This window comes from Streptomyces sp. YJ-C3, assembly GCF_053891275.1.
On the sequence record NZ_CM132685.1, the window covers coordinates 1,989,481 to 2,014,323 of the forward strand.

Annotated in this window: 21 protein-coding genes; 12 read left to right on the forward strand and 9 right to left on the reverse strand. The window is 71.7% G+C overall.

What is annotated here, in order from left to right:
• The first annotated feature begins 84 nt into the window (after window positions 1-84).
• The 6 genes from ACVHNB_RS08875 to ACVHNB_RS08900 all read left to right on the forward strand — a co-directional run bounded on the left by ACVHNB_RS08875 (window position 85) and on the right by ACVHNB_RS08900 (window position 7,101).
• On the forward strand, window positions 85-378 hold the full coding sequence (locus tag ACVHNB_RS08875; RefSeq protein ID WP_018531172.1) for a DUF503 domain-containing protein: 294 nt from the start codon (window positions 85-87) through the stop codon (window positions 376-378).
• A 35-nt stretch (window positions 379-413) separates the two neighbouring features.
• Window positions 414-866 (forward strand): 30S ribosome-binding factor RbfA, encoded by a 453-nt coding sequence (gene rbfA / locus ACVHNB_RS08880; RefSeq protein WP_428951945.1) that lies wholly within the window; start codon window positions 414-416, stop codon window positions 864-866.
• Between the two features lie 2 nt (window positions 867-868).
• Window positions 869-1,774, forward strand: a complete 906-nt coding sequence (gene truB / locus ACVHNB_RS08885; RefSeq protein WP_428951944.1) for a tRNA pseudouridine(55) synthase TruB — start codon at window positions 869-871, stop codon at window positions 1,772-1,774.
• 229 nt (window positions 1,775-2,003) lie between these two features.
• A complete protein-coding gene (locus tag ACVHNB_RS08890; protein WP_456227761.1) occupies window positions 2,004-5,429 on the forward strand; it encodes a trypsin-like peptidase domain-containing protein in 3,426 nt (1,141 codons plus the stop codon).
• 146 nt (window positions 5,430-5,575) lie between these two features.
• Window positions 5,576-6,526, forward strand: coding sequence for a bifunctional riboflavin kinase/FAD synthetase (locus ACVHNB_RS08895; protein ID WP_428951942.1), 951 nt, complete (start codon window positions 5,576-5,578; stop codon window positions 6,524-6,526).
• An 86-nt stretch (window positions 6,527-6,612) separates the two neighbouring features.
• Complete coding sequence (locus ACVHNB_RS08900; RefSeq protein ID WP_428951941.1) at window positions 6,613-7,101, forward strand: carboxymuconolactone decarboxylase family protein; 489 nt, start codon at window positions 6,613-6,615, stop codon at window positions 7,099-7,101.
• A gap of 119 nt (window positions 7,102-7,220) precedes the next feature.
• Here ACVHNB_RS08900 and ACVHNB_RS08905 read toward each other — a convergent pair whose 3' ends face one another.
• The 8 genes from ACVHNB_RS08905 to eccE form a co-directional block, all read right to left on the reverse strand.
• The gene (locus ACVHNB_RS08905; protein ID WP_428951940.1) at window positions 7,221-8,219 is read right to left on the reverse strand and encodes an oligopeptide/dipeptide ABC transporter ATP-binding protein; all 999 of its coding nucleotides are present in this window, start codon (window positions 8,217-8,219) and stop codon (window positions 7,221-7,223) included.
• Window positions 8,216-9,208 (reverse strand): ABC transporter ATP-binding protein, encoded by a 993-nt coding sequence (locus ACVHNB_RS08910; protein WP_456227762.1) that lies wholly within the window; start codon window positions 9,206-9,208, stop codon window positions 8,216-8,218. The genes ACVHNB_RS08905 and ACVHNB_RS08910 overlap by 4 nt, the downstream gene beginning before the upstream one ends.
• Window positions 9,205-10,128, reverse strand: a complete 924-nt coding sequence (locus ACVHNB_RS08915) for an ABC transporter permease (protein ID WP_428951938.1) — start codon at window positions 10,126-10,128, stop codon at window positions 9,205-9,207. Before ACVHNB_RS08915 ends, ACVHNB_RS08910 begins: the two co-directional genes overlap by 4 nt.
• Window positions 10,125-11,213, reverse strand: coding sequence for an ABC transporter permease (locus ACVHNB_RS08920; RefSeq protein ID WP_428951937.1), 1,089 nt, complete (start codon window positions 11,211-11,213; stop codon window positions 10,125-10,127). The genes ACVHNB_RS08915 and ACVHNB_RS08920 overlap by 4 nt, the downstream gene beginning before the upstream one ends.
• Before the next feature lie 81 nt (window positions 11,214-11,294).
• Complete coding sequence (locus ACVHNB_RS08925; protein ID WP_428951936.1) at window positions 11,295-13,178, reverse strand: ABC transporter substrate-binding protein; 1,884 nt, start codon at window positions 13,176-13,178, stop codon at window positions 11,295-11,297.
• A gap of 273 nt (window positions 13,179-13,451) precedes the next feature.
• Window positions 13,452-16,124 carry an SCO5717 family growth-regulating ATPase gene (locus ACVHNB_RS08930; protein ID WP_456227763.1) on the reverse strand — a complete coding sequence of 891 codons (2,673 nt, stop codon included), beginning with the start codon at window positions 16,122-16,124 and terminating at the stop codon, window positions 13,452-13,454.
• Window positions 16,125-16,484: 360 nt separating this feature from the next.
• Window positions 16,485-17,222 carry a hypothetical protein gene (locus ACVHNB_RS08935; RefSeq protein ID WP_428951934.1) on the reverse strand — a complete coding sequence of 246 codons (738 nt, stop codon included), beginning with the start codon at window positions 17,220-17,222 and terminating at the stop codon, window positions 16,485-16,487.
• Window positions 17,222-18,613: a type VII secretion protein EccE gene (gene eccE, locus ACVHNB_RS08940; protein WP_456227764.1), complete on the reverse strand. Its 1,392-nt coding sequence runs from the start codon at window positions 18,611-18,613 to the stop codon at window positions 17,222-17,224. The genes ACVHNB_RS08935 and eccE overlap by 1 nt, the downstream gene beginning before the upstream one ends.
• A gap of 260 nt (window positions 18,614-18,873) precedes the next feature.
• On the opposite strand from eccE, the gene eccB reads away from it, so the two are divergent.
• Window positions 18,874-20,403, forward strand: a complete 1,530-nt coding sequence (gene eccB / locus ACVHNB_RS08945) for a type VII secretion protein EccB (protein ID WP_456227765.1) — start codon at window positions 18,874-18,876, stop codon at window positions 20,401-20,403.
• Between the two features lie 41 nt (window positions 20,404-20,444).
• On the forward strand, window positions 20,445-21,716 hold the full coding sequence (gene mycP, locus ACVHNB_RS08950) for a type VII secretion-associated serine protease mycosin (RefSeq protein WP_456227766.1): 1,272 nt from the start codon (window positions 20,445-20,447) through the stop codon (window positions 21,714-21,716).
• 43 nt (window positions 21,717-21,759) lie between these two features.
• Here mycP and ACVHNB_RS08955 read toward each other — a convergent pair whose 3' ends face one another.
• Entirely contained in the window at window positions 21,760-22,104 is a 345-nt protein-coding gene (locus ACVHNB_RS08955) for a hypothetical protein (protein ID WP_456227767.1), read from the reverse strand.
• Between the two features lie 145 nt (window positions 22,105-22,249).
• Here ACVHNB_RS08955 and ACVHNB_RS08960 point away from each other — a divergent pair, with 145 nt between their 5' ends.
• The 4 genes from ACVHNB_RS08960 to ACVHNB_RS08975 are packed head-to-tail and all read left to right on the forward strand — an operon-like array spanning window position 22,250 to window position 24,806.
• Window positions 22,250-22,606, forward strand: coding sequence for a DUF4333 domain-containing protein (locus tag ACVHNB_RS08960; RefSeq protein WP_456227768.1), 357 nt, complete (start codon window positions 22,250-22,252; stop codon window positions 22,604-22,606).
• Between the two features lie 37 nt (window positions 22,607-22,643).
• Window positions 22,644-22,949 carry a hypothetical protein gene (locus ACVHNB_RS08965; RefSeq protein ID WP_428951929.1) on the forward strand — a complete coding sequence of 102 codons (306 nt, stop codon included), beginning with the start codon at window positions 22,644-22,646 and terminating at the stop codon, window positions 22,947-22,949.
• Between the two features lie 19 nt (window positions 22,950-22,968).
• Window positions 22,969-24,255 (forward strand): putative T7SS-secreted protein, encoded by a 1,287-nt coding sequence (locus tag ACVHNB_RS08970; RefSeq protein ID WP_456227769.1) that lies wholly within the window; start codon window positions 22,969-22,971, stop codon window positions 24,253-24,255.
• Between the two features lie 35 nt (window positions 24,256-24,290).
• Window positions 24,291-24,806, forward strand: a complete 516-nt coding sequence (locus ACVHNB_RS08975; RefSeq protein ID WP_456227770.1) for a hypothetical protein — start codon at window positions 24,291-24,293, stop codon at window positions 24,804-24,806.
• The last annotated feature ends 37 nt before the right edge of the window (window positions 24,807-24,843 follow it).

Here is a 24,843-nt window from a genome sequence, read left to right on the forward strand (position 1 = left end):
CCCGGCCGTTGCGTGTACGGTTCCCGTATCGGCGTACAAGCGTTGCGCCCATACGAACCCGAACCGGCGGGCATCCGGACACACATGTATGTGGGGACTCTGTCCTTCGATCTGCTCCTCGGCGACGTCCACTCGCTGAAGGAGAAGCGCTCTCTCGTCCGTCCGATCGTGGCCGAACTCCAGCGCAAGTACGCGGTGAGCGCGGCGGAGACGGGCAATCAGGACCTCCACCGCAGGGCCGAGATCGGGCTCGCGGTGGTCTCCGGGGACACGGGACACCTCACCGACGTACTGGACCGCTGCGAGCGGCTGGTCGCCGGGCGGCCCGAGGTGGAACTGCTCTCGGTTCGACGCAGGCTCCACAGCGACGAAGACTGAAGCAACAACGCAAGACAGTTACTAAGGAGACGGCAGTGGCCGACAACGCGCGCGCCAAGAGGCTGGCGGACCTCATCCGAGAGGTGGTGGCCCAGAAGCTGCAGCGCGGGATCAAGGACCCGCGGCTCGGCACCCACGTCACCATCACGGACACCCGCGTCACGGGTGACCTGCGGGAGGCGACCGTCTTCTACACCGTGTACGGGGACGACGAGGAGCGGGCCGAGGCGGCCGCCGGGCTGGAGAGCGCCAAGGGCATCCTGCGCTCCGCGGTCGGCGCAGCGGCGGGCGTGAAGTTCACGCCGACCCTGACCTTCGTGGCGGACGCCCTGCCCGACAACGCCAAGACGATCGAGGACCTCCTCGACAAGGCGCGGGCCTCCGACGCCCAGGTGCGGGAGGCGTCCGCGGGCGCCACGTTCGCCGGTGACGCCGACCCGTACAAGAAGCCCGAGGACGACGAGGACGAGACGGACGGCGACGCCTGAGCATGTCCGACCGCACCCCTGTGCCCGACGGCCTTGTCATCGTCGACAAGCCGTCGGGCTTCACTTCGCACGACGTCGTGGCCAAGATGCGCGGGATCGCCAAGACCCGCCGCGTCGGCCACGCGGGCACCCTCGACCCGATGGCGACGGGCGTCCTCGTGCTCGGCGTCGAGCGTGCCACCAAGCTCCTCGGCCACCTCGCGCTGACCGAGAAGGAGTACCTGGGCACCATCCGCCTGGGCCAGAACACCCTGACCGACGACGCCGAGGGCGAGATCACCTCGTCCGCCGACGCGTCCGGGGTCCGGCGCGAGGCCGTCGACGCGGGCATCGCCAAGCTGACCGGCGACATCATGCAGGTGCCGTCCAAGGTCAGCGCCATCAAGATCAAGGGCGTGCGCTCGTACAAGCGGGCCCGGGACGGCGAGGACTTCGAGATCCCCGCCCGCCCCGTCACCGTCTCGTCCTTCGCGGTGTACGACATCCGGGACGCGGTCGCCGAGGACGGCACCCCGGTGCTCGACCTCGTCGTGTCCGTGGTCTGCTCGTCGGGCACGTACATCCGGGCACTGGCCCGGGACCTGGGCGCCGACCTCGGGGTCGGCGGCCACCTGACCGCGCTGCGCCGCACCCGCGTCGGCCCCTACAAGCTGGACTCGGCGCGCACCCTGGACCAGCTCCAGCAGGAGCTGACCGTGATGCCGGTGGCCGACGCCGCGGCCGCCGCGTTCACCCGCTGGGACGTGGACGAGCGCCGCGCGAAGCTGCTCCTGAACGGCGTACGCCTGGAGATGCCCGGGGAGTACGCCGGGCGCGGTCCGGTCGCCGTGTTCGGCGCGGACGGGCGTTTCCTCGCGCTGGTCGAGGAGTCGAAGGGCAAGGCGAAGAGCCTGGCCGTCTTCGCCTGACGATCCCGGTTCCTCCGGTGGAGCGGCGGCCGCCCGGTCAGGGGCGGCCGCCGCTCCACGTTCCCCCCTCCCAAGGGTCTGTCCGCCACGCGCGTCGACTTCACCCCATCGAGCAGGCGCTCGGAGTGAACCGGGGGAGCGGAAGGGGGCGCGTTCGCCTCGCGTCCTGTCCAGCTGATCACCGCGCGCCTACCGTCGGGAAGACGGGGTGTGGCGGGAGGTTCGAGGCATGGTGGATCCGCCGCTGGTACGGATCTGTGATCTGGCCGGGCGGCCGCGTGGGACGGGGTTCGTCGCGGACGACCGCGGGACCGTCGTCACCAGTCATGAGGCGGTGGACGGGCTCGGGCGCGTGGTCCTGCACGCGCCGGGCGGTGCCACCTGTGTGGTGGGACGCGAGGCGGTGGTCGAACTGCCCGCGGTGGACCTCGCGCTGGTGCGCACCGACGGGCTCGGCGCGGCGCCGCTGCCCGTCGGGGCCGGGCGGGCCAAGGAGGCGGGGGCCTATGTACGGATCCCGGCCGGCGGCTGGCGCGAGGCCCGGGTGCTCGGGCACACCGACGTGACGTACACGGCCACCGACCGCTTCCATCTGCTGGAGAACGCGATGGAGCTGGCCGTCGGGACGGCAGGCGCCGACGCGCTGCGGCTCGGCGGCGGCGCCGCGGGCGGTCCCGTCCTCGACGCGACGACGGGCGCCGTGGTCGCCGTCCTCGGCACCGCGCTGCAGGCCGGGCACCGGGCGGCCGGATTCGCGGTGCCGCTGCACGCGGCGGCCGGCGGGGACCCGCGCCTCGCCGACGTGCTGGCGCGCAACGCCGTGACCGTGCCCGCGTACGGCTCCGATCTGAACCTCGCCGGGGTGCTGCACCTGACCGCCGTCTCGGTGGGCAGCGACGGCCCGGGCGACGCCGCCGTGACACCGGTCGAACGGCCGGATGTGGCAAGTGAGTTGGCGGACTTCACGGCGGGCGGGGCGTCCGTGCTGGCGCTCGTCGGGGAGCCGGGCAGCGGCCGTACGACGGAACTGGCGGCGCTCGCCGCACGGCGGGCCGGCGGGGAGAGCGCCGCGCCGACACTGTGGCTGCGCGGCGCGGACCTGCGCGGCGACGACACCTCCGTGACCGACGCCGCGGGGCGCGCCCTGGAGCGGGCCGGCCGGATCGTCGCGGCGTCCCGGGGCAGTGAGCCCGGCGCGCTGGGGGACATCTCGCCGGAGCACGTCGCCGCGGTCGCGCGCGCGGCGGGGCAGCCGCTCGTGCTGCTGCTCGACGGGCCCGAGGAGATGCCGCCCGTGCTCGCGCTCCGGCTCGCCGCGTGGTCCCGGGAGACCGAGCGGCGGCTGGCGGGCCCGGAGATGCGGCTCGTCGTGGCGTGCCGAGCGGAGTACTGGGAGCAGGCCGGGGCGCTGTTCGGCGGCGACGTGCTGCACGGGCGGCCGGGGCGGCTGCCCGCGTGCGTCCGCATCGGGGATCTGCCGGCGGAGCAGGCGCGGCGGGCGCGCGAGCGGTTCGGGATCGCCGAGGACGCGCTCGCGCCGAGGGACGCGGGACATCCGCTCGCGCTGCGGCTGCTGGGCGAGGTGCGGGCGGCGCTGTCCGGGGAGGTGGCCGGGTGCCCCGACCGCGACGAGGTGTTCGCGGCCTACCTGGATCTGATGTGCCTGCGGGTGGCGGTGCGGCTGGCGGCCGCCGCAGGTGTGCGGGGCACCGGGGTGCGGCGGCTCGCGGCACGCGTGTCCGGGCAGGTGCATGAGGCGGCCCGGCGCTGCCTGGGGCCCGGGCAGGGGGAGCTGGACCGGAAGACGTTCGAGGAACTGTTCCCGTGGGGTGCGTGGGGCGGGGTGAGCGGGTGGGCGTCGGCGGTGCTCGCGGAGGGGGTGCTGGTGCCCGCCGGGAGCGGATACCGGTTCGGGCACGAGGAGGTGGCCGACTGGGTCCAGGGAATGCATCTGGATCTGGACGCGGCGCTGGACGCGCTGGTGTTCCGGCGGCGCAGCGGGGCGTCGGTGCCGGTTCCCCGGCATCGGGCCGGGCCTGTGGTGCGGGCCCTCTTGCTGGTGGAGCGGCAGCGGGACGCCGGTGCGCTCGAGCTCACGTTGCGGGAGCTGGGCGTTCGGCTCGCGGGGCTTTCGCGGGGGCCCGGTGCATCCGCGCCCGGCGCCGGGGAGCCGCCTCGCCCACCCTGCCGCCCCGGGCGGCGGACTGCCCAGGACGACCGAGCCGCGTCGATGGACACCGAGGCCGACTGGTGGGCAGGTCACTTGCTCAGTGAAGTGTTGCTGCGCGTACCGGACGCCACCGCCTATCTGTCCCTGCTCGAAGAACTCGCCGACGCGGGCGTGTTCGGGAGCTGGTTCTGGATGGCCCTGCCCGTGGACGACGACACCCGGTTCGAGCTGCTGCGGCGACTCGTCGTGCACGACGCGCGGGAGCCGGGCGGGCGCTGCCTCGACGCCGTCGCCGCGTCCCTGGAGGCCGAACCGGGGCGGGTGCAGCGGCGCCTCACCCGGTGGTTCGACGACGAGCGGCCGCTGCCCGCGCTGCCCGACGCCACCGTGGCGACCGCCGCGCAGGCCCTGCTGCACACCCATCGGCGCCGTGCCGTCGACGACCTGATCGAGGCGCTCGTCGACTGCGCGCACCCGCGGGCCGACGAACTGCTCGCCACCCTCGCCGACGAGGAGCCGTCCGCGCTGTGCCGGGCCGTCGACCGGTGGGCGCACGACGAGCGGCCCGCACGGCACGTGGCGGCCGTGGCGTACGGGCCCCGGGCGGCGGCCCGGGTGACGACCGAGGCCGACCGGGGTCTGCTGCGGTACGCCGCGCTGGCCCTGCTGGCCCGCCCCTCCGACTGCACGCTGCACGGCGCCGCGCTCGCCCTGCTCGTACGGGATCCGCAGTCCCGGCCCGCATACCTGGCGCCGGCGCTGAAGCGGTTCGAGGCCGGGGACCCGCAACTGCCCGCGGCCGCGCTGGCCGCGGCCCTCGGCACGCACCCGGACCCGGTGTTCGCGGCGTTCCGGACCCGGCTCCGGGAACCGGGTCCGGGCGCCGGGGACGTGCTGCGCACCCTCGCCGATGTCACGACGCCCGTTCTCGCGCGGCGGGCCGCCACGCTCGTCGCGGAGCTGGCGCAGTCCGGCCCCGAGGAGACGGCGGGGCAGGTGGCGGTCTTCGTCGACCGGCGCCTGGAGCACGGGGTGTCCGCGCGCGCCGTGCTGCTCCCGCTCGTCGTGGGCGTGCTGCACCGCGGGCCCGTCGCCGTCCGGGCCGCGCTCGCGCCCGTCCTCACCGCGCCCGGCACGGCCGCCTCGCGCGAGCTGCGGGCCGAGCTGCTCGACATCCTGCTCGGGCAGGAGCGCGAGCCGGCCGTCCTGGACGCCGTGCTGCGCGCCGCGGCGTGGGGCGCCGCTCGGCGCGGGCAGCCGCGGACGCGGGAGCTGGTGCACCGGACGGGGGCGCTGCTCGTCCGCACCCCGGAGGGCGCCGCGTGCTTCGACCGGCGGCTCGTGGAGCTGGCGCGGACCGTGCCGGGGTTCGCGAGCCTCGTGTCCCGCTGGCTGGGTGCGGCGCAGCAGGAGTGGGCGGCGCTGGTCGGTCCCAGCGCCCGGCGCATGATCGAGAACCTCGCCGGGGTGCGGGTCCCCGCCTGACCCGGCGCCCGGCCCTACCCTGCCCGATGAGAGGCGTGGGCGGTCGGCATGGCACTCTTAGACCTGCGTATTCGGCAAGAGACGCAGAGACAGCAGAGACCGCACAGACGGAACCGTCGTACACAGGTTTGCGAGGAGCAATCACCGTGCAGCGCTGGCGTGGCTTGGAGGACATCCCCCAGGACTGGGGGCGCAGCGTCGTCACCATCGGTTCCTACGACGGCGTGCACCGCGGGCATCAGTTGATCATCGGCCGTGCCGTGGAGCGGGCCCGTGAGCTGGGCGTCCCCGCGGTCGTCGTCACCTTCGACCCGCACCCCAGCGAGGTCGTGCGCCCCGGCTCGCACCCGCCGCTGCTCGCCCCGCACCACCGGCGCGCCGAGCTGATGGCCGACCTCGGTGTCGATGCCGTGCTGATCCTCCCCTTCACCACCGAGTTCTCGAAGCTGTCGCCCGCCGACTTCGTGGCGAAGGTGCTCGTCGACAAGCTGCACGCGCGCGTCGTCGTCGAGGGCCCCAACTTCCGCTTCGGGCACAAGGCCGCGGGCAATGTCGCCTTCCTCGCCGAGCAGGGCGAGACCTTCGACTTCGAGGTCGAGGTCATCGACCTGTACGTGAGCGGATCCGCCGGGGGCGGCCGGCCGTTCTCCTCCACGCTCACCCGGCGGCTCGTCGCCGAGGGCGATGTCGAGGGGGCCCGCGAGATCCTCGGCCGGCCGCACCGTGTCGAGGGCGTGGTCGTCCGGGGCGCTCAGCGCGGCCGTGAGCTGGGCTTTCCCACGGCCAACGTGGAGACCCTGCCGCACACCGCGATCCCCGCGGACGGCGTCTACGCCGGGTGGCTGCACGTGAACGGCGAGGCGATGCCGGCCGCGATCTCCGTCGGGACGAACCCTCAGTTCGACGGCACCGAGCGCACCGTCGAGGCGTACGCCATCGACCGGGTGGGACTCGACCTGTACGGGCTGCACGTGGCCGTGGACTTCCTGGCGTTCGTGCGCGGCATGTCGAAGTTCGACTCGCTCGACCAGCTCGTCGAGGCCATCGCGAACGATGTGAAGCGGTCCCGTGAGCTCGTCGAGGAGTATGAGGCGTAGGTCACATCCAGGGCATGTCACAGACGGGCCCGCCCGTTCCGTCCCGTAGGTGGAAGCAGCACTCACCACGGCACAGGGAGCCCGTCATGGAAGCTCGTCTGAACATGTTCGCCAGCAAGTCCGCCACGGGGTTCGTCAAGCGTCTCGTCGCCGCGCACATGCCGGTCATGGAGTCGGGGCTGCCGGCCGCGACGCAGGAACTGGTGAAGATCCGCGCCAGCCAGATCAACGGCTGCTCGGGGTGCCTCGACATGCACACCAAGGAGGCCGCTGCCGCCGGTGAGACCGCGCAGCGGCTCAACCTGATCGCGGCCTGGCGGGAGGCCAAGGTGTTCACCGAGGCCGAGCGCGCCGCCCTTGAGGTGACGGAGCAGGGCACCCGGCTCGCGGACGGGGCCGGCGGCGTCACGGACGAGGCGTGGGCCGATGCCGCGAAGCACTACGACGAGGACCAGCTCGGCGCGCTGGTCTGCCTGATCGCCGGCATCAACGCCTTCAACCGGCTGAACGTCATCGTCCAGCAGCCGGCCGGCGACTACGAGGCCGGCCAGGCGGCGGCGTTCCACCGGGATTGAGCGGTGGATGGCCGGGTGCGGGAGCGTAGGGGCTCGTCGCGCAGTTCCCCGCGCCCCGGGGAACTGCGCGATCGGCCACGACGGACCCGCACCCGCCGACGATCCCTCACCGGCAGACGCTACGGCGCACCCTCAGCCACCCGGGCCCGCGCCCAGTGACAGGCCACCTGCGCCTCGGCCCCGCCGGACAGCACCGGCAGATCCTCGTTCCGGCACGCGTCGGAGACACCCGCCCGCTCGGCCTCCCCTCCGGCGAGGACCTGGCACCGCGCATGGAACCGGCAGCCACCAGGAATCCGCGACGGGTCCGGCGGCTCGCCGGTCAGCACCACCGGATCGCCGGGCGCCTCCGGCAGCACCGACAACAGGGCCTGGGTGTAAGGGTGCTGGGGTGAGGTCAGCACCTCCTCCACCGCGCCCGTCTCCACGATCCGGCCCAGATACATCACCGCCACCCGGTCCGCGATGTTCCAGGCCAGGCCGAGGTCGTGCGTGACGACCAGCGCCGACAGCCCCAGTTCGTCGCGGAGTTTCAGCAGCAGCGCGAGGATCTCACCCCGCACGGACGCGTCGAGCGACGCCACCGGCTCGTCCGCCACGATGAGTTCGGGCTCCAGGACCAGCGCTCCCGCGATCACGACACGCTGGCGCTGCCCGCCGGACAGCTCGTGCGGGTAGCGCAGGAAGAACCGCTCGGGCGGCCGCAGCCCGGCGCGGGACAGGGCGTTCGACACCGCCTCGCGCTCGTCCCCCGCGTACCCGTGGATCCGCAGGCCCTCCGCCACCGCGTCGTACACCGTGTGCCGCGGGTTGAGCGAGCCGCTCGGGTCCTGCAGCACCAGCTGCACCCGCTTGCGGTACGCCTTGAGCGCCCGGGAACCGTAGTTCAGCGGCTCACCGGCGAAGCTGACCCGCCCCGACGTCGGCCGCTCCAGTCCGAGCAGCGTGCGCGCCAGACTGGTCTTGCCGCAGCCGGACTCGCCGACCAGGGCCACGATCTCGCCCGGCGCGATGTCCAGGTCCACCCCGTCCACGGCCCGCGCCTCGGGTGCGCCGCGCCGGCCCGGGAACGTCACCTGCAACCGGTCGGCGGACAGCAGGGGTTCGGTGTCCGTCATGCCGTCGTGCTCCTTGCCTCGACGGCCGGCGCCCCGGCCTCGTCCGATACGTGCACACAGGCCGCGCGGCGCCCGGCCCCCGCGTCCCGCAGCGCCTGGTCCTCGCTCGCGCAGACGTCGAGCGCCACGGGACAGCGCGGGTGGAACGTGCAGCCGGGCGGCAGCGCCGACGGGTCCGGCGGATCGCCGGGCAGGCCGCGCGGCGCGAACCGGGACGCCGGGTCGCCGATCGTCGGGAACGCCGCCGACAGGGCCTTGCCGTACGGGTGCAGCGCGTTCTCGTACACCTGCAGGGCCGGGCCCTCCTCGACGACACGGCCCGCGTACATCACCGCGAGCCGGTCACACGTGTCGGAGAGGACCGCCAGATCGTGGCTGATCATGATGAGCCCGAGGTCCTGCTCCGTCACCAACTGCTCGATCAGGCGCAGGATCTGGGCCTGGATCATCACGTCCAGGGCGGTCGTCGGCTCGTCCGCGATGATCAGCTCCGGGTCGCAGGCGAGCGCCATCGCGATCATCACGCGCTGCCGTTGGCCGCCGGAGAGCTCGTGCGGGTAGGCGCTCGCGCGCGCCGCCGGAAGACCCACGTGCTCCAGCAGCTCGGCGACCTTCTTCTTGGCGCCCGCCGGTGTCGCCTTCTTGTGCAGCAGGATCGGCTCGGCGATCTGGTCGCCGATGCGGTGCACGGCGTTGAGCGAGTGCATCGCGCCCTGGAAGACGACCGAGGCACCGGCCCAGCGCACCGCGCGGACCCGGCCCCACTTCATCGTCAGCACGTCCTCGCCGTTGAGCAGGATCTCGCCCGAGACCTTCGTACCGGCGGGCAGCAGCCGCAGCAGCGCCAGCGCCAGCGTCGACTTGCCGCAGCCCGACTCGCCCGCGATGCCGAGCTTCTGGCCGGCCTCGACGGACAGGTTCACCCCGCGGACGGCCTCGGCCCCGCCGGCGTACGTCACCGTCAGGTCGTGCACCTGAAGCAGCGTCATGACCGCACCCCCAGCTTCGGGTTGAGGACGGACTCGATCGCGCGGCCGCACAGCGTGAACGCCAGGGCGACGACGGCGATGGCGATGCCGGGCGGCGCCAGGTACCACCAGTCACCCGCGCTGACCGCGCCCGCCTCCCGCGCGTCCTGGAGCATGCCGCCCCACGAGGTGATCGTCGGGTCGGACAGGCCGAGGAAGGCGAGCGTCGCCTCCGTCAGGATCGCGGACGAGATGATCATGGTGGTCTGGGCGAGGACCAGCGGCATCACGTTCGGCAGCACGTGCCGGGTCATGATGTGGCCGTGGCCGCCGCCCAGCGCGCGGGAGCGCTCGATGTACGGGCGGGACTCCACCGCGAGGGTCTGCGCGCGCACCAGCCGGGCCGTCGTCGGCCAGGTCGTCACGCCGATCGCGATGATCACCGTCCACATGGAGCGGTCCATCACCGTGGCCAGCGCGATGGCGAGCACCAGGGTCGGCATCACCAGGAACCAGTCCGTGACCCGCATCAGGACCGTCGAGTACCAGCCACGGAAGTGCCCGGCGACGATCCCGATGACCGTGCCGATCGCCACGCACAGGAACGCCGCGAGCAGGCCCACGGTGAGCGAGACCCGGGCCCCGTACACCAGCAGCGCCAGCACGCTGCGGCCGAACTGGTCGGTGCCGAGCGGGAACTCACCGCTCGGGCCCTCCAGCGGTCCGCCGGGCGCGTCGGTGACGCTCTGCGAGTCCGCGCCGACCAGGGCCGGGGCGAACACGGCGATGAGCGCGATCAGGATCAGCAGGCCGAGGCCCCACAGGCCCCCCTTGTGCGCCCGGTACGAGCGCCAGAAGCGGGCCAGGGACTGGCGCTTGCGGGCCCGCGCCAGGGCCCGCGGATTGCCCGTCTTCGTGACAGGAGCGGTCTCGGTCGTCATCGGCCCACCCTCGGGTCGAGCAGCGGATAGAGGATGTCGGCGAGGGTGTTCGCCAGGATCACCGCGGTGGCGAAGACGAAGAACAGGCCCTGGACCAGGGGGAGATCGGGCACGGACAGGGCCGAGTAGAAGAGCCCGCCGAGGCCCGGCCAGGAGAACACCGTCTCGACCAGGATCTGCCCGGCGACCACGTGCCCGAGGTTCACGAACATCAGCGTGAACGTGGGCAGCATGGCGTTCGGCACGGCGTGCTTGCGGCGCACCACGTCGTCCCGCAGGCCCTTGGCGCGCGCGGTCGTCAGATAGTCGCTGCCCATCTCGTCGAGCAGCGAGGAGCGCATGACGAGCAGCGTCTGCGCATAGCCGACCGCGACGAGAGTGATGACGGGGAGGACCAGATGGTGCGCGACGTCGATGACGTACGCGAATCCGGTCTCGCCGCCCGATTCGAGACCGCCCGTCGGGAACATGCCGGGGATCGGGCCGATGCCGACGGAGAAGACGATGATGAGGAGCAGGCCCAGCCAGAACGACGGGACCGAGTAGAGGGTCAGCGCGAACGCGGTGTTGAAGCGGTCGCTCCTCGACCCGTTGCGCCAGGCCGTGCGAGTGCCCAGCCAGATGCCGAGCGCCGAGTACAGCACGTACGCCGTGCCGGTCAGCAGCAGCGTCGCCGGCAGCGCGTCGGTGATCTTGTCGATGACCGGGGTGTGGAACTGGTACGAGGTGCCGAAGTCGCCGGTCAGCGCGTCCCCGATGTACGACGTGAACTGCTTCCACATCGGCTGGTCGAGGCCGAACTGGTGGCGCAGGTTCTCCAGTTGCTGCTCGGAGACCCGCTTGCCGCCGGTCATCTGCTTGACCGGGTCGCTCGGGATGAGCCGGAAGAGGAAGAAGCTCGTGACGAGGACGGCGAAGAGCGAGACGACCGCGCCCGCGATCTTCGCCGCGGCGTACTGGAGGTACGCCTTGGTGTTGCGGGCCCGTGGGCCGCGGGCGCCCGTCGACGGCCCGGCCGGGGAGGCCGGGTCGCCGACGGGCGCGTCCGCGGACCGCACGAGCGCCGGAGTGCTGTCAGCTGTCATGGTCCACGCGATTCGTGCTCGAAGTGCTTGGCATGCGAACTCTCGTTGCTCGTGCGGGTGTTGACCGAACCTGTGGCGTGCCTACTCGCGGTCGTCCGCCGTGGTCCGGCGCCGCTTCGCGAAGAGGACACCGCCGCCGATGACGACGAGCGCGGCGACCACGATCCCGATCACGATGCCGGTGGAGCCCGACGAGTCCGAGTCGCCGCTGGAGGCGGTCGCCGGCTCGGCCGACCACCAGCTCCAGTAGCCGTCCTGGCCGTAGATGTTGCCGGCCGCCGTGGGCATGGTCTCGATGGACTTGATCTGGTCCGTGCGGTAGGCCTCCACCGCGTTCGGGTACGCCATGACGTTCATGTACCCGGAGTCGTACAGCCACGACTCCATCTGCTTGACGTAACCCGCCCGCTTGGCCGGGTCGTACTCGGCGAGCTGCTTGTTGTACAGGTCGTCGTACGTCTTGTCGCAGATGCCGTTGTCGGTCGCCGCGGTCTCCCGGGCCTTGGTGGGCAGGGCGGCGCAGGTGTGGATGCCGAGCACGAAGTCCGGGTCCGGGTTCACCGACCAGCCGTCGAAGGCGAGGTCGTACTCACCCGCGTACCAGGGCACGGAGACGTCGTCGACGCAGTTGAGCTTGAGGCCGACACCGATCTTCCCGTACCACTCCTTCAGGTACTTGCCGACGGCCTTGTCGTTCGGGTCGGTGGCGTGGCACAGCATGCGCAGGTCGAGCGGCTTGCCGTCCTTGCCGACGCGCTTGCCGTCCTTGAGCGGGTAGCCCGCCTCGTCGAGCATCTTGCCCGCGGCCGTGGCGTCGTAGGACAGCTTCTGGCTGTCCGAGGGCTTCCAGAAGTAGTCACCGAAGCGCGGCGGGATGTAGCCCTCGCCCTGCACGGCGTGGCCCTGGAAGACCTTGTCGACGATGGTCTTGGTGTCGACCGCGCGGAACAGCGCCTGGCGCACCTTCTGGTCGAGCAGCGCCTTGTTGCCGTCGCCGAACTTCTTGCCGTCCTTGGTCTGCCAGCCCGGATTCACCGCGATCGCGTAGAAGCGGCGGCCCGGACCCTCGTTGACCTTGATGTTCTTCTCGCCCTTGAGGGACGCCGCCTGAGCGGGCGTCAGGGCGGGGGAACCGGCGACGAAGGAGACCTCGCCCTTGCGCAGGGCGGCGACCGCGGCGTCCTGGTCCTTGTACGTCTTGAAGACGATCTCGTCGAACTGGGGCGTCTTCGATTTGCGCCAGAAGTCCTTGTTGACCTCGAGCTTCACGTACTGGTCGGTCTTGTACGCGGTCAGCTTGAACGGGCCGTTGCCGACGATCGGGAACTTCTCGTCGTTGTTGAACTTCGCGTAGTCCTTGACGTCCTTCCAGATGTGCTCGGGCACGATCGGGACGTCCAGAGCCGTCATCGTCGCCTGCGGCTTCTTCAGCTCGATGACGAGCTTGGTGTCACTGGGCGCCGTGACCTTCTTGAAGTTGCCGACGAACGAGCCGTTCGCGGTGGCCGCGCCCTCGTCCGTCATCATCTTGTTGAAGGTGAAGGCCGCATCCTTGGCGGTGGCCTTCTGGCCGTCCGTCCACTTCGAGTTCGACCGAATGGTGTACGTCCACGTCAACTTGTCGGCCGAGGACTCCCACTTGGTGGCGAAGCCCGGGACGACGTGGTTGTCCTTCGGGTCGTAGTTGGTCAGGAACTCGTTCGTCAGGCGGAGGATGCTCGTGCTGAGCAGGCGCTGCGCCAGGAACGGGCTCAGCGAGTCGACGCTCTGGGCGACCGCCACGGTGAGCGTCTTCTTGCCGCTGTCGGCCTTGGCCTGAGCCTGCTCGGGGGCCGGGTTGAGCGGCGTGGCCAGGCCCGCCGTCAGGGTGAAGGCGGCGGCACCGGCCGCCAGGAGGAGACGCACGCCGCGCTGTGCGGGGCGTGCTGTTCTGTGGTGCCGGTCTAGCTGAGCCTGTGTATCCATCGGTCGTGGACCTCGCGCATCGCTCGCACAGCATGGCTGGATCTGGGTTTCAGGTGGAATGAAGTGTTGGTTTATCAGCGGCAGTTGACGCACGTCAACGGCGTATGAACCCCATGTGGCCTGCGGAAATAACGAGTTGACCCGCATTTCACGCACATTGGTCGAGACCTCTGACGCTTTGCAGGCCAGGGCGTGGCGCCCGCAACGCGACGATATGCGCGGTACACGCGAAAGGCCCGCACCGTCCAACGGTGCGGGCCTTTCGGGGAGTTGCTACTGCTGAGGCGGCTGCGGCTGCTGCCACCCCGGGGGCGGACCGGCCTGCGGCTGCTGCTGCGGGGCGGGCTGCTGGCCCTGGGCCTGCTGCGGCGGAGGCGGCGGGACCTGCCAGCCGGGCTGCGGCCCCGGCTGCTGCGCCTGACCGGGCTGCTGCGGGGGCGGCCCCTGCGGCGGCATGCCCTGCGGTGGCGGCCCCTGGGGCGGCATGCCCTGCTGCGGCGGATACGGGGCGGGCGGCTGCTGACCCGGGTACGGCTGCTGACCGGGGTAGGGCTGCTGCCCCGGGTACGGCTGCTGCTGGCCGGGCATCGGCGGGGCCATGGTGGGCGGCTGCTGGCCGTCCGCCTGGGTCCACAGGCCCTGCTGCTGCTGGGCACGCACGAAGTCCTCGGCGACCATCGCGGAGAGGTTGAAGTACGCCTCCCGGACCTTCGGCCGCATCATGTCGAGGTCGACCTCGGCGCCGGCCGCCAGGTGCTCGTCGAACGGGACCACGACGACGCCGCGGCAGCGCGTCTCGAAGTGGCTGACGATGTCCTCCACCTTGATCATCTTGCCGGTCTCGCGGACCCCCGAGATGACCGTGATCGAGCGTGAGACGAGGTCCGCGTACCCGTGCGCGGACAGCCAGTCGAGCGTGGTGCTCGCGCTGGAGGCGCCGTCGACGGACGGGGTCGAGATGATGATCAACTGGTCGGCGAGGTCCAGTACTCCGCGCATCGCGGAGTACAGCAGACCCGTACCGGAGTCGGTCAGGATGATCGGGTACTGCTTGCCGAGCACGTCGATCGCGCTGCGGTAGTCCTCGTCGTTGAACGTCGTCGAGACCGCGGGGTCCACGTCGTTCGCGATGATCTCCAGACCGGACGGCGCCTGCGAGGTGAACCGCCGGATGTCCATGTACGAGTGCAGGTGCGGGATCGACTGCACCAGGTCACGGATGGTCGCGCCGGTCTCGCGGCGCACGCGGCGGCCGAGCGTGCCCGCGTCCGGGTTGGCGTCGATCGCGAGGATCTTGTCCTGCCGCTCGGTGGCGAGCGTCGAGCCCAGCGCGGTGGTGGTCGTCGTCTTGCCGACGCCGCCCTTGAGGCTGATCACGGCGATCCGGTAGCAGGAGAGCACCGGGGTGCGGATCAGCTCCAGCTTCCGCTGCCGCTCGGCCTCCTCCTTCTTGCCGCCGAGCTTGAAGCGCGCGTTGCCGCCGCCGGGGCGGGTGCTCTTCGCCTTCTGCCGCTTGTTGTTGAGCAGCCGGTCGGCCGACAGCTCCACGGCCGCCGTGTAACCGAGCGGGGCGCCGCCGACGTTCGTGGGCTGGCGCTGGTCGTGCTGCACGGGCTGCGGCCAGGCGGCACCGGTGCGCGGGTCCGCCGGGGCGGGCGGCTGCGGAGCGGCGTGCTGGGGCTGCGGCGCCGGTGGCTGCGCTCCCGGGTGGGGCTGCTGCGGCGGGAAGCCGTAACCGGTGCCCGGCTGCTGCGGAGGCTGCGGCTGAGCCGGCTGCTGCGGGTGCCCCTGCGGCGGCTGCTGCACCGGCGGCTGGGGCTGAGGCTGGGGGAAGCCGTAACCGGGCTGCGGGGCAGGGGCGTTGGGCGCGGGCATCGGCGCGGCCTGACCCGCGGCGGGGGGCTGCGGCTGGGCCTGGGGCTGCGGGAAGCCGTAGCCGTTCCCGGGTTGGGCCTGTGGCTGGGGCTGCGCCTGAGGCTGGGGGAAGCCGTAGCCGCTCTCCGGCGGGGCCTGCTGGGGCACGGGCGCGGCCGGTGGCGCGGGCTGCTGGGGCGCCGCGGCAGCGGGCTGCGCGGGCCAGCCGGGCGGCGCGACGGGCGGCTGCTGCGCCGGGTCGGGCCCGGTCCACTGGGGCGCGGCGGGCGGCGCGGCCGGCTGGAAGGCCGGCGGCAGCGGCGGCACCCCGCCTTCCGGCGCGGGCGGCGGAGTCCAGGCCTCGGCCGGAGCGTTCGGCACGTCAGCGGCAGGCGCCGGGACCGCTTCGGGCGCCGCGGCGGCGGGCTCGGCAGCGCCGTCCGTGCCGGTGCCGGTGTCCGTGTCCTCGGCGGTGGCGGCTTCCGGGGCGTCCCCGGGCGTCTCCTTCTCGGCGTCCTCACCCGCGGCGGTGTCGGCGGGGGCGAGCGCGAAGCCCGGGTCGGCCGGAGCCTCGGCGGGCTCGGCGGCGGTGTCGGCCGAGGGCTCGGCGGTGGCATCGGGGTTGTCGTGGGCGCTCACCCAGGCACGCGGCGACTCGGTGTCGTCGCCGGCCGGGTCCGTGGCGTCCGGGGTCTGCGCGTCGGGGGCGTCGGGGGCGGCGGGGGTGTCCGGGCGGTCGCCGAGGGCGGCCAGCTCCGCGAACTCCCGCTTCAGCGCGGACGCGGAGAACTTCATGGTCGCGCCGCTCTCCAGGTCCCCGTTCCCGGAACCGGACTCCGGCTCGGCGGGCGCGGCGGCGGCCGGAGTCGGAGCGGGAGCCGCCGGAGCGGGGGCGGGCACGGGAGCCGGCGGGGCCGGGGGCGCGGGCGGCTCGGGCGCGGCGCCGGACGCCGCCGCGTTCTGCGTGTACCAGGCCGGAGGGGCGTAGTCGATGGTGAACTCGCCCGTCATCTCGACACTGGACTCCGCGTCGGACTGATCATCGACGGGTGAATCCCAGCCCCCGCGGATACCGTCCCGATCGCTGTTCACAATGCCTCCTGGTGTGGTCGAGCACCCTCGTGCCGTGCTGGGGGCGACCGCTTCTGTCGATCCGCCGGGCTGACCCCCTGGCCCCCTGACGCCCGCGGCACCCGCACACGGGTACGCACAACACGTCCTGCCCCAGCCTAATCACGAAAACCACGTGCACGGCAGGCCCGTCCACCCCGTCGCGGATGTCCGCTGCGTCACGTAGGGCCCGAGAGCGGCCGGGTCCACGGCAGACGTACACCAAAACGTGACGAACAAGCGCCGCACAGGGCTGAAAAATGTCCGAATCATGCGTAAAACGGCTGGAGTTCACCGGTGAGATGGCCGCGTCGCAGGGGGACCGATGACGCGCGCCCCGACTCAGTCCATCCGGCGTGCGGTTCCCAACAATCCGGTCTCGGCGTCCGTCGCCTGCGTCATCACGTACTGCCGGTCGCGGTCGGTGCACCACAGGGTCACGCCGTCGGCGAGCGTCGGCAGCGACTCGAACTCGCCGCGCGGCAGCCCTATCACCCGCCCGATCTCGGCCGCCTCGTCCGGGGACACCCGCTGCACACCCACGAGCCGGGCCTGCCGCATCAGGCGCGGCGCGACCGGGCTCAGATAGGGGAGCAGAGTGAGGACCGACTGCCAGGGCGCCGAGGCCACGCGTCCGCGCGGCGGCCGCATGCCGCAGTCACGGATCACGAGCACGGGCCCGCCGGCCGACGCACCCTGCGGCGGCACGCGCCCCACGTCGTGCACGGTCATCCCGGACTGTCCGCCGCCGACGGCCTGCACGAGCTGCGCCCACTGCTGCGCACGGCCCGTCTCCACGGCCACCCGCGCACCGGTCGCGGCCGCCCGCAACGCGAGCACCTGCGCCGTCCACAGACCGCCGATGAGCACGATGTCGTACGGCGTCGGGCGGTTGATGCCCATCACGGCGGGCTGTCCCTCGGCGTCGACGCCGACGACCACGCCGTCGTCCCCGATGGGCAGCGACAGCGAGTCGAGCTGCTCGGGGGACAGGGAGTGCCGCTGGTGGCGCGGCCCGAGCAGCCCGAAGCCGGTCCGCAGCCGCTCGCCGAGGTCAGGGATCTGGCTGGTCATGGCCATCAGCGGGCTCCTCCGAGCGGCAAGGTGGCGAGAACGCCGGGCAGTTGCTCACGGTCGAGCCGGACGAGCCCGGTGCGCACCTGGCGCGCGGCCCGCTCCAGATCACGCCGGGCGGTGGTCAGCTCGCTGTCGCTGCGGCCGGTGATCCGCATGTGCCCGGTCAGCGTGACGTCCTGCTGGTCGCCCTTGGCCAGCGTCAGACTGAACGTCGTCGCGAGCGCGGGCACCGTCGTCAGCTGGGCGACGAGCTGCGGCAGGGTGGCGCCGCCGCTGCCCAGTTGGGGCCAGCGCCGCACCCAGTACGTGGTGTGCCGGCGGTTGTCGCAGCGCCAGCTGCGCCCGGACTCCTCGGTGCGCCGCTGCGGCGCCTCGCTGCGGCCGGCCTGGGCGGTCACCATCGGGTTGGCGCAGGCGGACGTGGCGACCGCGGAGATCAGCTCCTCCTCGGTGAGCACGCTCGCCCGGAACCCGGCGCCGCTCAGCCGGCTCGACAGATGCTCGGCGACCCGCGCGAGGCACTTCTGCGCGCCGACCACGCCACCGCCACGGGCGGACACGGCCTCCGGGCACAGCTCGGGGTCGAGCTTCAGCGCGATCCACGTGATGCGCACCGCGGGCGATCCGGTCTGCGCCTGCAGCGGCGCGTAATTGCTCACGGCCACGGACTGCTGCGGCAGGTGCAGCGCGGGGGCGGGCTGCGTGTGCAGCACGATCTGCGCCGACTCCAGGCGGATCCCGTCCACCTCCAGGGCGTCCCGCACCAGAGCCACCGGCAGCGGGCGGCGGCTGCGCTCGGCCCGCAGCGCGGTGGCGTCGGACTCGACCTGGAGCACGGCGGTCAGGAACCCGCCGTCCCCGACCATGCCCACCGGGCGCTGGTCCCGGTCGTCGCCGCGGTTGTGGCTGTACGTCCGCAGGCTCGGGTCGCACTCGACGGCGGGCGCGAGCCCCGGCTCGGTGCCCGGCGGCACCGGCGAGCCCGCCGCGCTGCGCCGACGGGCCCGCATCGCGAGCACCGTGCCCAGCCACTCCGGCAGGGAGCGCCCCCGGCGGCGTACGAGAGCGAGCAGCAGCAGGACGGCGGCGACGGCGCCCGTCGCGATCAACGCGACCATGCCGGCCACCCAGCCGCACACCACGAGGGCGGCGGCCAGCTCGATCATCACGAGCCGCTGCGCGCGGAACGAACCGCCCCGGCCGGAACGCGATTTCAAATGCGGCGTCACGGCTCCGCGATAAGGCGCCGCGGAATGCGGGCCCGTACCGGAATCACGCGAATTCTGTGCAGGCGTGTGTGTCATTTGTGAAGGAGAAGGGGATCCCGGCCCCGAACGGTCACCCGATCGTGACCTCGATTGCGACCGCGATCGAGCCCGCGTTGCGGAAGCCATCACTCAAAACCCCCCGAACTCTCCCGAAATCCCATGCGCAAAGGCTCCTTGAAAGGGCCCCACAGGCCCTTTGGAAGGCCTCAGCACCCTACCCGTGCCACACGCACAACGTCGCAACAGGCATAGTAGGGGCCTGGTCTGACAGCCACGGCGGTCGCACGAGAGCCGCCCGGTGGACCGAGGCACGTACGTCGACACCGGTCGACCGAGGACGGGGGGACGCGCCCCCACGGCTCCGCACGGGGAGAGAGCGGACACAGATGGCATCACGGCGGGACGAACTCAACGCCTATACCTTCGCGAAGCGCCGCACCTTGGCGTCCTTCCTGCAGCCCTCACCGTCGGGCTCGGAGGAGGGCGCCCCCAAGCCGCTGCGCGCGGTGGTGCCCGGCACGATCGTGGGTGTGGTGGTCCTTGCGGTCTTCGGCGCGATCGGGATGTTCAAGCCCACGGCGCCGAAGGGCTGGGACACGACCCAGGCGAACGTCATCGTGGCGAGCGACTCGACGACGCGCTACGTGGTCCTGAAGACCGACGGGCAGAAGCAGCTGCACCCGGTCCTGAACACGGCATCGGCCAAGCTGCTGCTCAAGGACTACACCGACAAGGTCGTCACCGTCGACGAGAACGTCCTCGACAGCGGCGAGCCCCCGCACGGCGCCACCCTCGGCATCCCGTACGCCCCCGACCGCCTCCCCTCCAGCTCGCAGGCCGAGGAGGCGAAGCGCTGGATGGTGTGCGAGCGCCCCAGCGACGGCGGGCGCGCCATCCAGAAGGCCGCGTTCGTCCTCGCCAAGAAGGAGTGGAAGAAGTCGGAGGGGCGCAACAAGCTCTCCGGCGGCGAGCTGATGTACGTGGCCGACTCGGCCACCAAGAAGCAGTACGTCGTCGATGCGCGCGGTACCTCCTACGAGATCACCGACCCGGCCCAGGAAGGCGTGCTCAGCGCGCTCGACACGCAGGGGCGCACCCCGCAGCGCGTCTCCTCCGACTGGCTGCGCACGCTGCACCCCGGCACCCCGGTCTCCATCCCGCAGGTCCCCGGCAACGCCGGCGAGACCGCGAACGCGGTCGCGGGCACCGGTAACGCCGAGTACGACAAGGTCGGCACGGTCCTCAAGTCCATCGACGGCACCCGCATGCAGTACTACGTGGTGCTGCCCGGCAAGGTGGCCCGCATCTCCGAGTTCACCTCCAAACTCCTGCTCCACAGCAAGCAGTTGGTGAACGTCAACTCGACGGGTGCGGCGGTACAGGTGAACCCGGCCGCCGTCGCCGAGAACGAGCCGTTCGAGGGCGAGGGCGCCAACTGGCCCACCCAGGGCGCGAAGACCGTCAACAACGGCGCCAGCGCGACCAGCGGCCGCAACACCGTCTGCAACACCCTGCACTCGGTCAAGAGCAGCGGCACCACCCTGTCGACCTGGGCCGGCACGGACTTCCCCGCCGACCTGCCCACCGGTTCGTCCAGCGCGTACGTCACCCCGGGCTCGGGCCAGATCTTCCGGCAGATCCAGGGCACGGAGACCAAGGCGGGCGGGATCTTCCTGGTCACCGACACCGGTCTGCGCTACGCCCTGCAGTCCAACGCCGACAGCGCCACCGACGACCAGGGCATCGGCACGACCGCCAAGGAGCGCAAGGCGGAGCAGGCCGAGGCACAGATCGCGCAGAAGCTCCTCGGCTACGACAAGACGAACCCGTCGCCGATCCCGATCACCTGGTCGACCTTCCTGCCCACCGGCCCGCGACTCTCCCAGGCGGCCGCACGTCAGCCGCAGGGCTCGTAGCGGACCGGCGGGACAAGAGCACGAGGGGAAGGGGCCAACTCATGGCGATCACCAGCAACTTCGCGCCCGGCGCCCGGCGACTGGCCGCCGTGTCCGCGGCCACGGCGCTCACCGCGTCCGCGGCGGTACTGGCCCTGCCGGCCGCTCCGGCGGCGGCGGACAGCGGCCAGTGCACGTTCGGCGGCAAGAAGTACGCGGGCCGCCCCTGGGCCCTGCAGCGCGTCAACCTCGACGAGCTGTGGGGGAGCGCGACGGGCAAGGGGGTGCGGGTCGCGGTCATCGACACGGGCGTGGACGTCAAGAACCCGCAGCTGACGAAGGCCGTGGACGTGGGAGCGGGCGCCAACTTCCTTCCCAAAAAGGACGACAAGGGCGAGGCGATCCCGGACCGCGGCAACGCGCACGGCACGACGGACACCGTCGGCCACGGCACGCGCGTGGCCGGCATCATCGCGGCCCGCAAGGCGAGCGGCACCGGGTTCGTGGGCCTGGCCCCCGACGCCACGATCATCCCGATCAAGCAGAACGACGCCGAGGGCCACGGCGACTCCAACGACCTGGCGCTGGCGATCAACCACGCGGTCACCGAGAAGGCCGACGTCATCAACATCTCCCAGGACACGGAGAAGGCCCTGGCCCCCGGCTCCAGGCTGGAGAACGCGGTCAACAACGCGCTGGCGCACGACATCGTGGTCGTGGCCTCCGCCGGCAACGACGGCCTCGGCGGCAACGTCAAGGACACCTACCCCGCCTCGTACAAGGGCGTCCTCGCCGTCGCGGCCTCCGACCGCAACAACGAACGCGCCGCGTTCTCGCAGTCCAACGACTCCGTCGGCGTGGCCGCCCCCGGCGTCGACATGATCTCCACGGTCCCCAAGGGCGGCCACTGCTCCGACAACGGAACGAGCTTCTCGGCCCCCTACGTGGCGGCGGTGGCCGCCCTGCTCAAGGAGCACCACAAGGACTGGACGGCCCAGGAGGTCGTGGCCCAGATCGAGCAGACCGCGGAACGCTCCATCACCGGCCGGGACCGCCTCGTCGGCTGGGGCGTGGTCGACCCGGTGCGAGCCGTCACCGAGATCAGCGACCCGAAGAACCCCATCCAGACCCCGAAGCCGGAAGAGGCCGGTGTACACGCCGAGCCGCCCGAGGTCGCCCCGGTCCACTTCGGCGAGACGGCGGAAGAGCGCAACGCGCGCCTGGGCACGTATGTACTGATCGGCGGTCTGGTCGCGGTGGCAGGGCTGGGTGGAGCGGCGGTGGCGGTGCGGGATGCGCGGCGCAGGAAGGGGCGCGTGGAGCGCGGGGTGTGACAGCGCCGCCGGAGACATGTCGCCGGAGCCCCTTACCCGCCGCTCATCTTCGCCCGGCGCAACGGGCACTCCGTATTCTCAGGCTGCCGTCCAGACCCGTCATTCTCAGGCTGCCGTCCAGACCCGTCATTCTCAGGCTGCCGTCCAGACCCGTCATTCTCAGGCTGCCGTCCTGACCCGTCCAGACCTGAGCGGGAATCCGGTCGAGCACGTAGCACAGGTAGTTCAGCCGCTCTTCGAGGGACTGCGGCGACGGCGTGCCGGTGCGGTCAGGTTCGGCAGTGACTCTACGGCCCGGATTGTCGCGGACGCTGTGTGCTCCTGTGAATCGAGGCCGGCTCGGGGCGGTGACGGTGAAGATCGTTTGTCGTTGCGGCGAAGACTCCATGGAGCTCGGGGAGTTGTCGGCTAAGCAACTAAATGCCCCAAGTGCGAGCCCGGTATGCGCCCTATGCTGAGCGCGCCGAAGGCCGCGATGCGAGCCTGCGCGCCTCGTCATCTCCGTCTGCCCTGACCGCCTGGAACGGAACACCATGATCAAGTCCCGCTTGGCCGCCGCAACTTTGGCCCTCTCGGCCGTGGCCGCGGGCGCCCTGCTCGTCGGCTGCTCGGGCTCGGTCAGCGTCGGCAGCACCGACCCCAAGGTGTCCAAGGGCAAGCTGTCCGACATGGTCGCGGAGCAGCTCGCCAAGACGACAGGGCAGCCGAAGCCGGACGTCACCTGCCCCAAGGACCTCGTGGGCAAGGTCGGCAACGCGACGCGCTGCACGCTCACGGCGAGCGACGGCAGCACCCTCGGCGTGACGGTCACGGTCTCCAAGGTCGACGGCAAGAACGTCAACTTCGACATCAAGGCGGACGACACGCCTTCGCCGGCGCCGAGCAACTGACGGTCTGCGACCGGGAGAACAGAAAGAAAGAGGGGCTGTGGCAACCGACCTTGGAGTAGGGCCGGGGACGCTGAAGAAAGGCGCGGGGGACATTCTCGAGATCCTCACGCCGGTCAAGAAAGTGGACCTGGAGGATTCGTCCAAGGCGGGGGACGACCTCGGCGACGACGATGCGGCCAAGGCGCTCACCGTGTTCTGCGCGACGTGGGAGATGGGCGCCGGATTCCTGAACGACTGCGCGGCGACGCTGGCCGAGGGGCTGAACTCCGCCAACAAGGATCTCGACGCGACGGACCAGGCGATCCGTGACGCGGTCGATTCGGTGAAGACGGACCTGGGTTAGAGGCGAGGAACACGGATCCATGGGCGGAAACAGGCTGGGGTGGACGGACGACCCCAAGGACCTCGTCCCGGGTGACGCCGGCAAGCTGGGCGGGATCGTCACCACCTTCAACGGCTGGTCGACCAAGTTCGAGAGGGTCGGGGACGACCTGCGCGACCTGAAGATCCCGGGGTGGACCGGGCAGGCCAGCGAGTCCTTCTGGCCCACGATGGCCAAGGAGAAGAAGAACTGGTACCTCGCCGCGGACGCGATGTCGGGCGCCGCGAAGGCCATCACCTCGTACTCCTCCACGCTGAGCTGGGCCCAGCAGCAGGCGCAGACGGCGATCCACAAGTGGGACGCGGGGGATCACGACGGAGCGGAAGAGGTTCTGGAAGCCGCGAAGAAGCAGCTCAAGACCGCGGCCGAGACGCTGACCAAGAAGCTCGGCAATCTGGCGGGGGACGCGAAGGACAGCCCCAAGTGGCTTGCGGAGGCCAAGGATTACGTCGACGCGAGGCAATGGGCTGCTGAGCATGGGGCGCTCAAGACTTCGCAGACTCGGTGGACCTGGGCGAGCGAGAACTGGCGGACCAGGGCAGACGGCACGGAGCAGAACACGCGAAAGGTCTGGGGTAAGGACGAGAACGGCAACTGGTTCATCAAGGACCAGACCGTGGACCCGAATGCCCCGCAGCAGGCCAACAAGCCGGGCGTGAACGTCAAGCTCGCCGAATGGCAGGGCGGCGCCGACGTCTGGTCGGTGGGAACTTCTGGCGACGGCAAGGTCGGCGTCTTCGACCTCAAGGGCAACGCGGGTATCTCCACGCTCGGAGTGAGCGCGGGCGCCGGCGCGGGTTTCGTCGATGGGCAACTCCAGGCCAACGCCTCGGGCAGCGCGTATCTGGCGCAGGCCTCCGCCACCGGCAGTGCGGAGTGGGGCGTCGCCGCCGGCCAGGCCGAGGGCAAGGCCTTCGTGGGCGCTGACGCCTCGGCGAACCTCGGAGTCGGCAAGGACGGACTGCACGCCGGAGCGGAGGCGTTCGCAGGGGCCAAGGCCACCGGGTCGGTCTCCGCCGACGTCGGTGGTGTCGGCGCCGGTGCCACCGGCGAGGCATGGGCGGGCGTGGGTGCGTCCGCCAGCGCCGACCTCGGCATGAAGGACGGCAAGTTCACCATCGGCGGCGAGCTCGGCGTCGGCCTCGGTGTCGGCGGCAAGGTCTCGGTCGACATCACTGTCGATCCCGGCAAGGTGGTCGACACGGCCGAAGACGCGGCCGACGCCGTGGGCGATGCCTGGGACAGCACGGTCGGCAGCTGGTTCTAGCCTGAGTCGACGTTCATCGAAGGATGGGATCCACCATGGCGACCACGTTGCCGATCAAGATTTCCTTTTCGCTGCCCGACGGGTGGCAGGCGGCACCGCCGGACGAGGTGGGCGCGCCGGGCGTCGCGTTCGTCGCGCTCCACCCCGCTTCCGTGGACGGCGGCTTCACGGCGAACATCACCATCGCCGGCGAGATGCGCAACGACGGCGCCAGCCTGTCGCAGATCGCCGACGAATCAGTACCCCGGCTGTCGCAGGCCGGGACCGTGCGGGTCCTGAAGAAGACCGAAGTCGGTACGCCCGACATCCCCGGGCTGACCGATTCGCCCGGAATTGTCCAAAACTTGATTCTCTCCACGACGCTGCGAGGCGAGCCGGTGGAACTGTGCCAGAGCCAGGTGTACCTCGGTATGGAGGACGTGAAGAACCCTGCGAAGCGCGCCCTCATCGAACTCGTCCTGACCGCGAAGAAGGAGCAGCTCGATGAGGTGATCGAGGACTTCAAGGTGTTCCTGCGGACCGTGCGCCCGGCCGAGGAGACGTCGGACTGAGGTATGAGAAGTGCCCCCTGCCGTCATTGCCGGCAGG

What these genes read in the sequence shown, in the direction of transcription:
- ACVHNB_RS08955 (WP_456227767.1), bottom strand. Translation starts at nt 22,104, where the DNA reads ATGGAGTCTTCGCCGCAACGACAAACGATCTTCACCGTCACCGCCCCG.
- eccB (WP_456227765.1), top strand. Translation starts at nt 18,874, where the DNA reads ATGGCATCACGGCGGGACGAACTCAACGCCTATACCTTCGCGAAGCGC.
- ACVHNB_RS08875 (WP_018531172.1), top strand. Translation starts at nt 85, where the DNA reads ATGTATGTGGGGACTCTGTCCTTCGATCTGCTCCTCGGCGACGTCCAC.
- ACVHNB_RS08900 (WP_428951941.1), top strand. Translation starts at nt 6,613, where the DNA reads ATGGAAGCTCGTCTGAACATGTTCGCCAGCAAGTCCGCCACGGGGTTC.
- ACVHNB_RS08935 (WP_428951934.1), bottom strand. Translation starts at nt 17,222, where the DNA reads ATGGCCATGACCAGCCAGATCCCTGACCTCGGCGAGCGGCTGCGGACC.
- ACVHNB_RS08905 (WP_428951940.1), bottom strand. Translation starts at nt 8,219, where the DNA reads ATGACGGACACCGAACCCCTGCTGTCCGCCGACCGGTTGCAGGTGACG.
- eccE (WP_456227764.1), bottom strand. Translation starts at nt 18,613, where the DNA reads ATGGCTTCCGCAACGCGGGCTCGATCGCGGTCGCAATCGAGGTCACGA.
- ACVHNB_RS08910 (WP_456227762.1), bottom strand. Translation starts at nt 9,208, where the DNA reads ATGACGCTGCTTCAGGTGCACGACCTGACGGTGACGTACGCCGGCGGG.
- ACVHNB_RS08920 (WP_428951937.1), bottom strand. Translation starts at nt 11,213, where the DNA reads ATGACAGCTGACAGCACTCCGGCGCTCGTGCGGTCCGCGGACGCGCCC.
- ACVHNB_RS08925 (WP_428951936.1), bottom strand. Translation starts at nt 13,178, where the DNA reads ATGGATACACAGGCTCAGCTAGACCGGCACCACAGAACAGCACGCCCC.
- ACVHNB_RS08970 (WP_456227769.1), top strand. Translation starts at nt 22,969, where the DNA reads ATGGGCGGAAACAGGCTGGGGTGGACGGACGACCCCAAGGACCTCGTC.
- truB (WP_428951944.1), top strand. Translation starts at nt 869, where the DNA reads ATGTCCGACCGCACCCCTGTGCCCGACGGCCTTGTCATCGTCGACAAG.
- ACVHNB_RS08890 (WP_456227761.1), top strand. Translation starts at nt 2,004, where the DNA reads ATGGTGGATCCGCCGCTGGTACGGATCTGTGATCTGGCCGGGCGGCCG.
- ACVHNB_RS08960 (WP_456227768.1), top strand. Translation starts at nt 22,250, where the DNA reads ATGATCAAGTCCCGCTTGGCCGCCGCAACTTTGGCCCTCTCGGCCGTG.
- ACVHNB_RS08915 (WP_428951938.1), bottom strand. Translation starts at nt 10,128, where the DNA reads ATGACGACCGAGACCGCTCCTGTCACGAAGACGGGCAATCCGCGGGCC.
- ACVHNB_RS08975 (WP_456227770.1), top strand. Translation starts at nt 24,291, where the DNA reads ATGGCGACCACGTTGCCGATCAAGATTTCCTTTTCGCTGCCCGACGGG.
- mycP (WP_456227766.1), top strand. Translation starts at nt 20,445, where the DNA reads ATGGCGATCACCAGCAACTTCGCGCCCGGCGCCCGGCGACTGGCCGCC.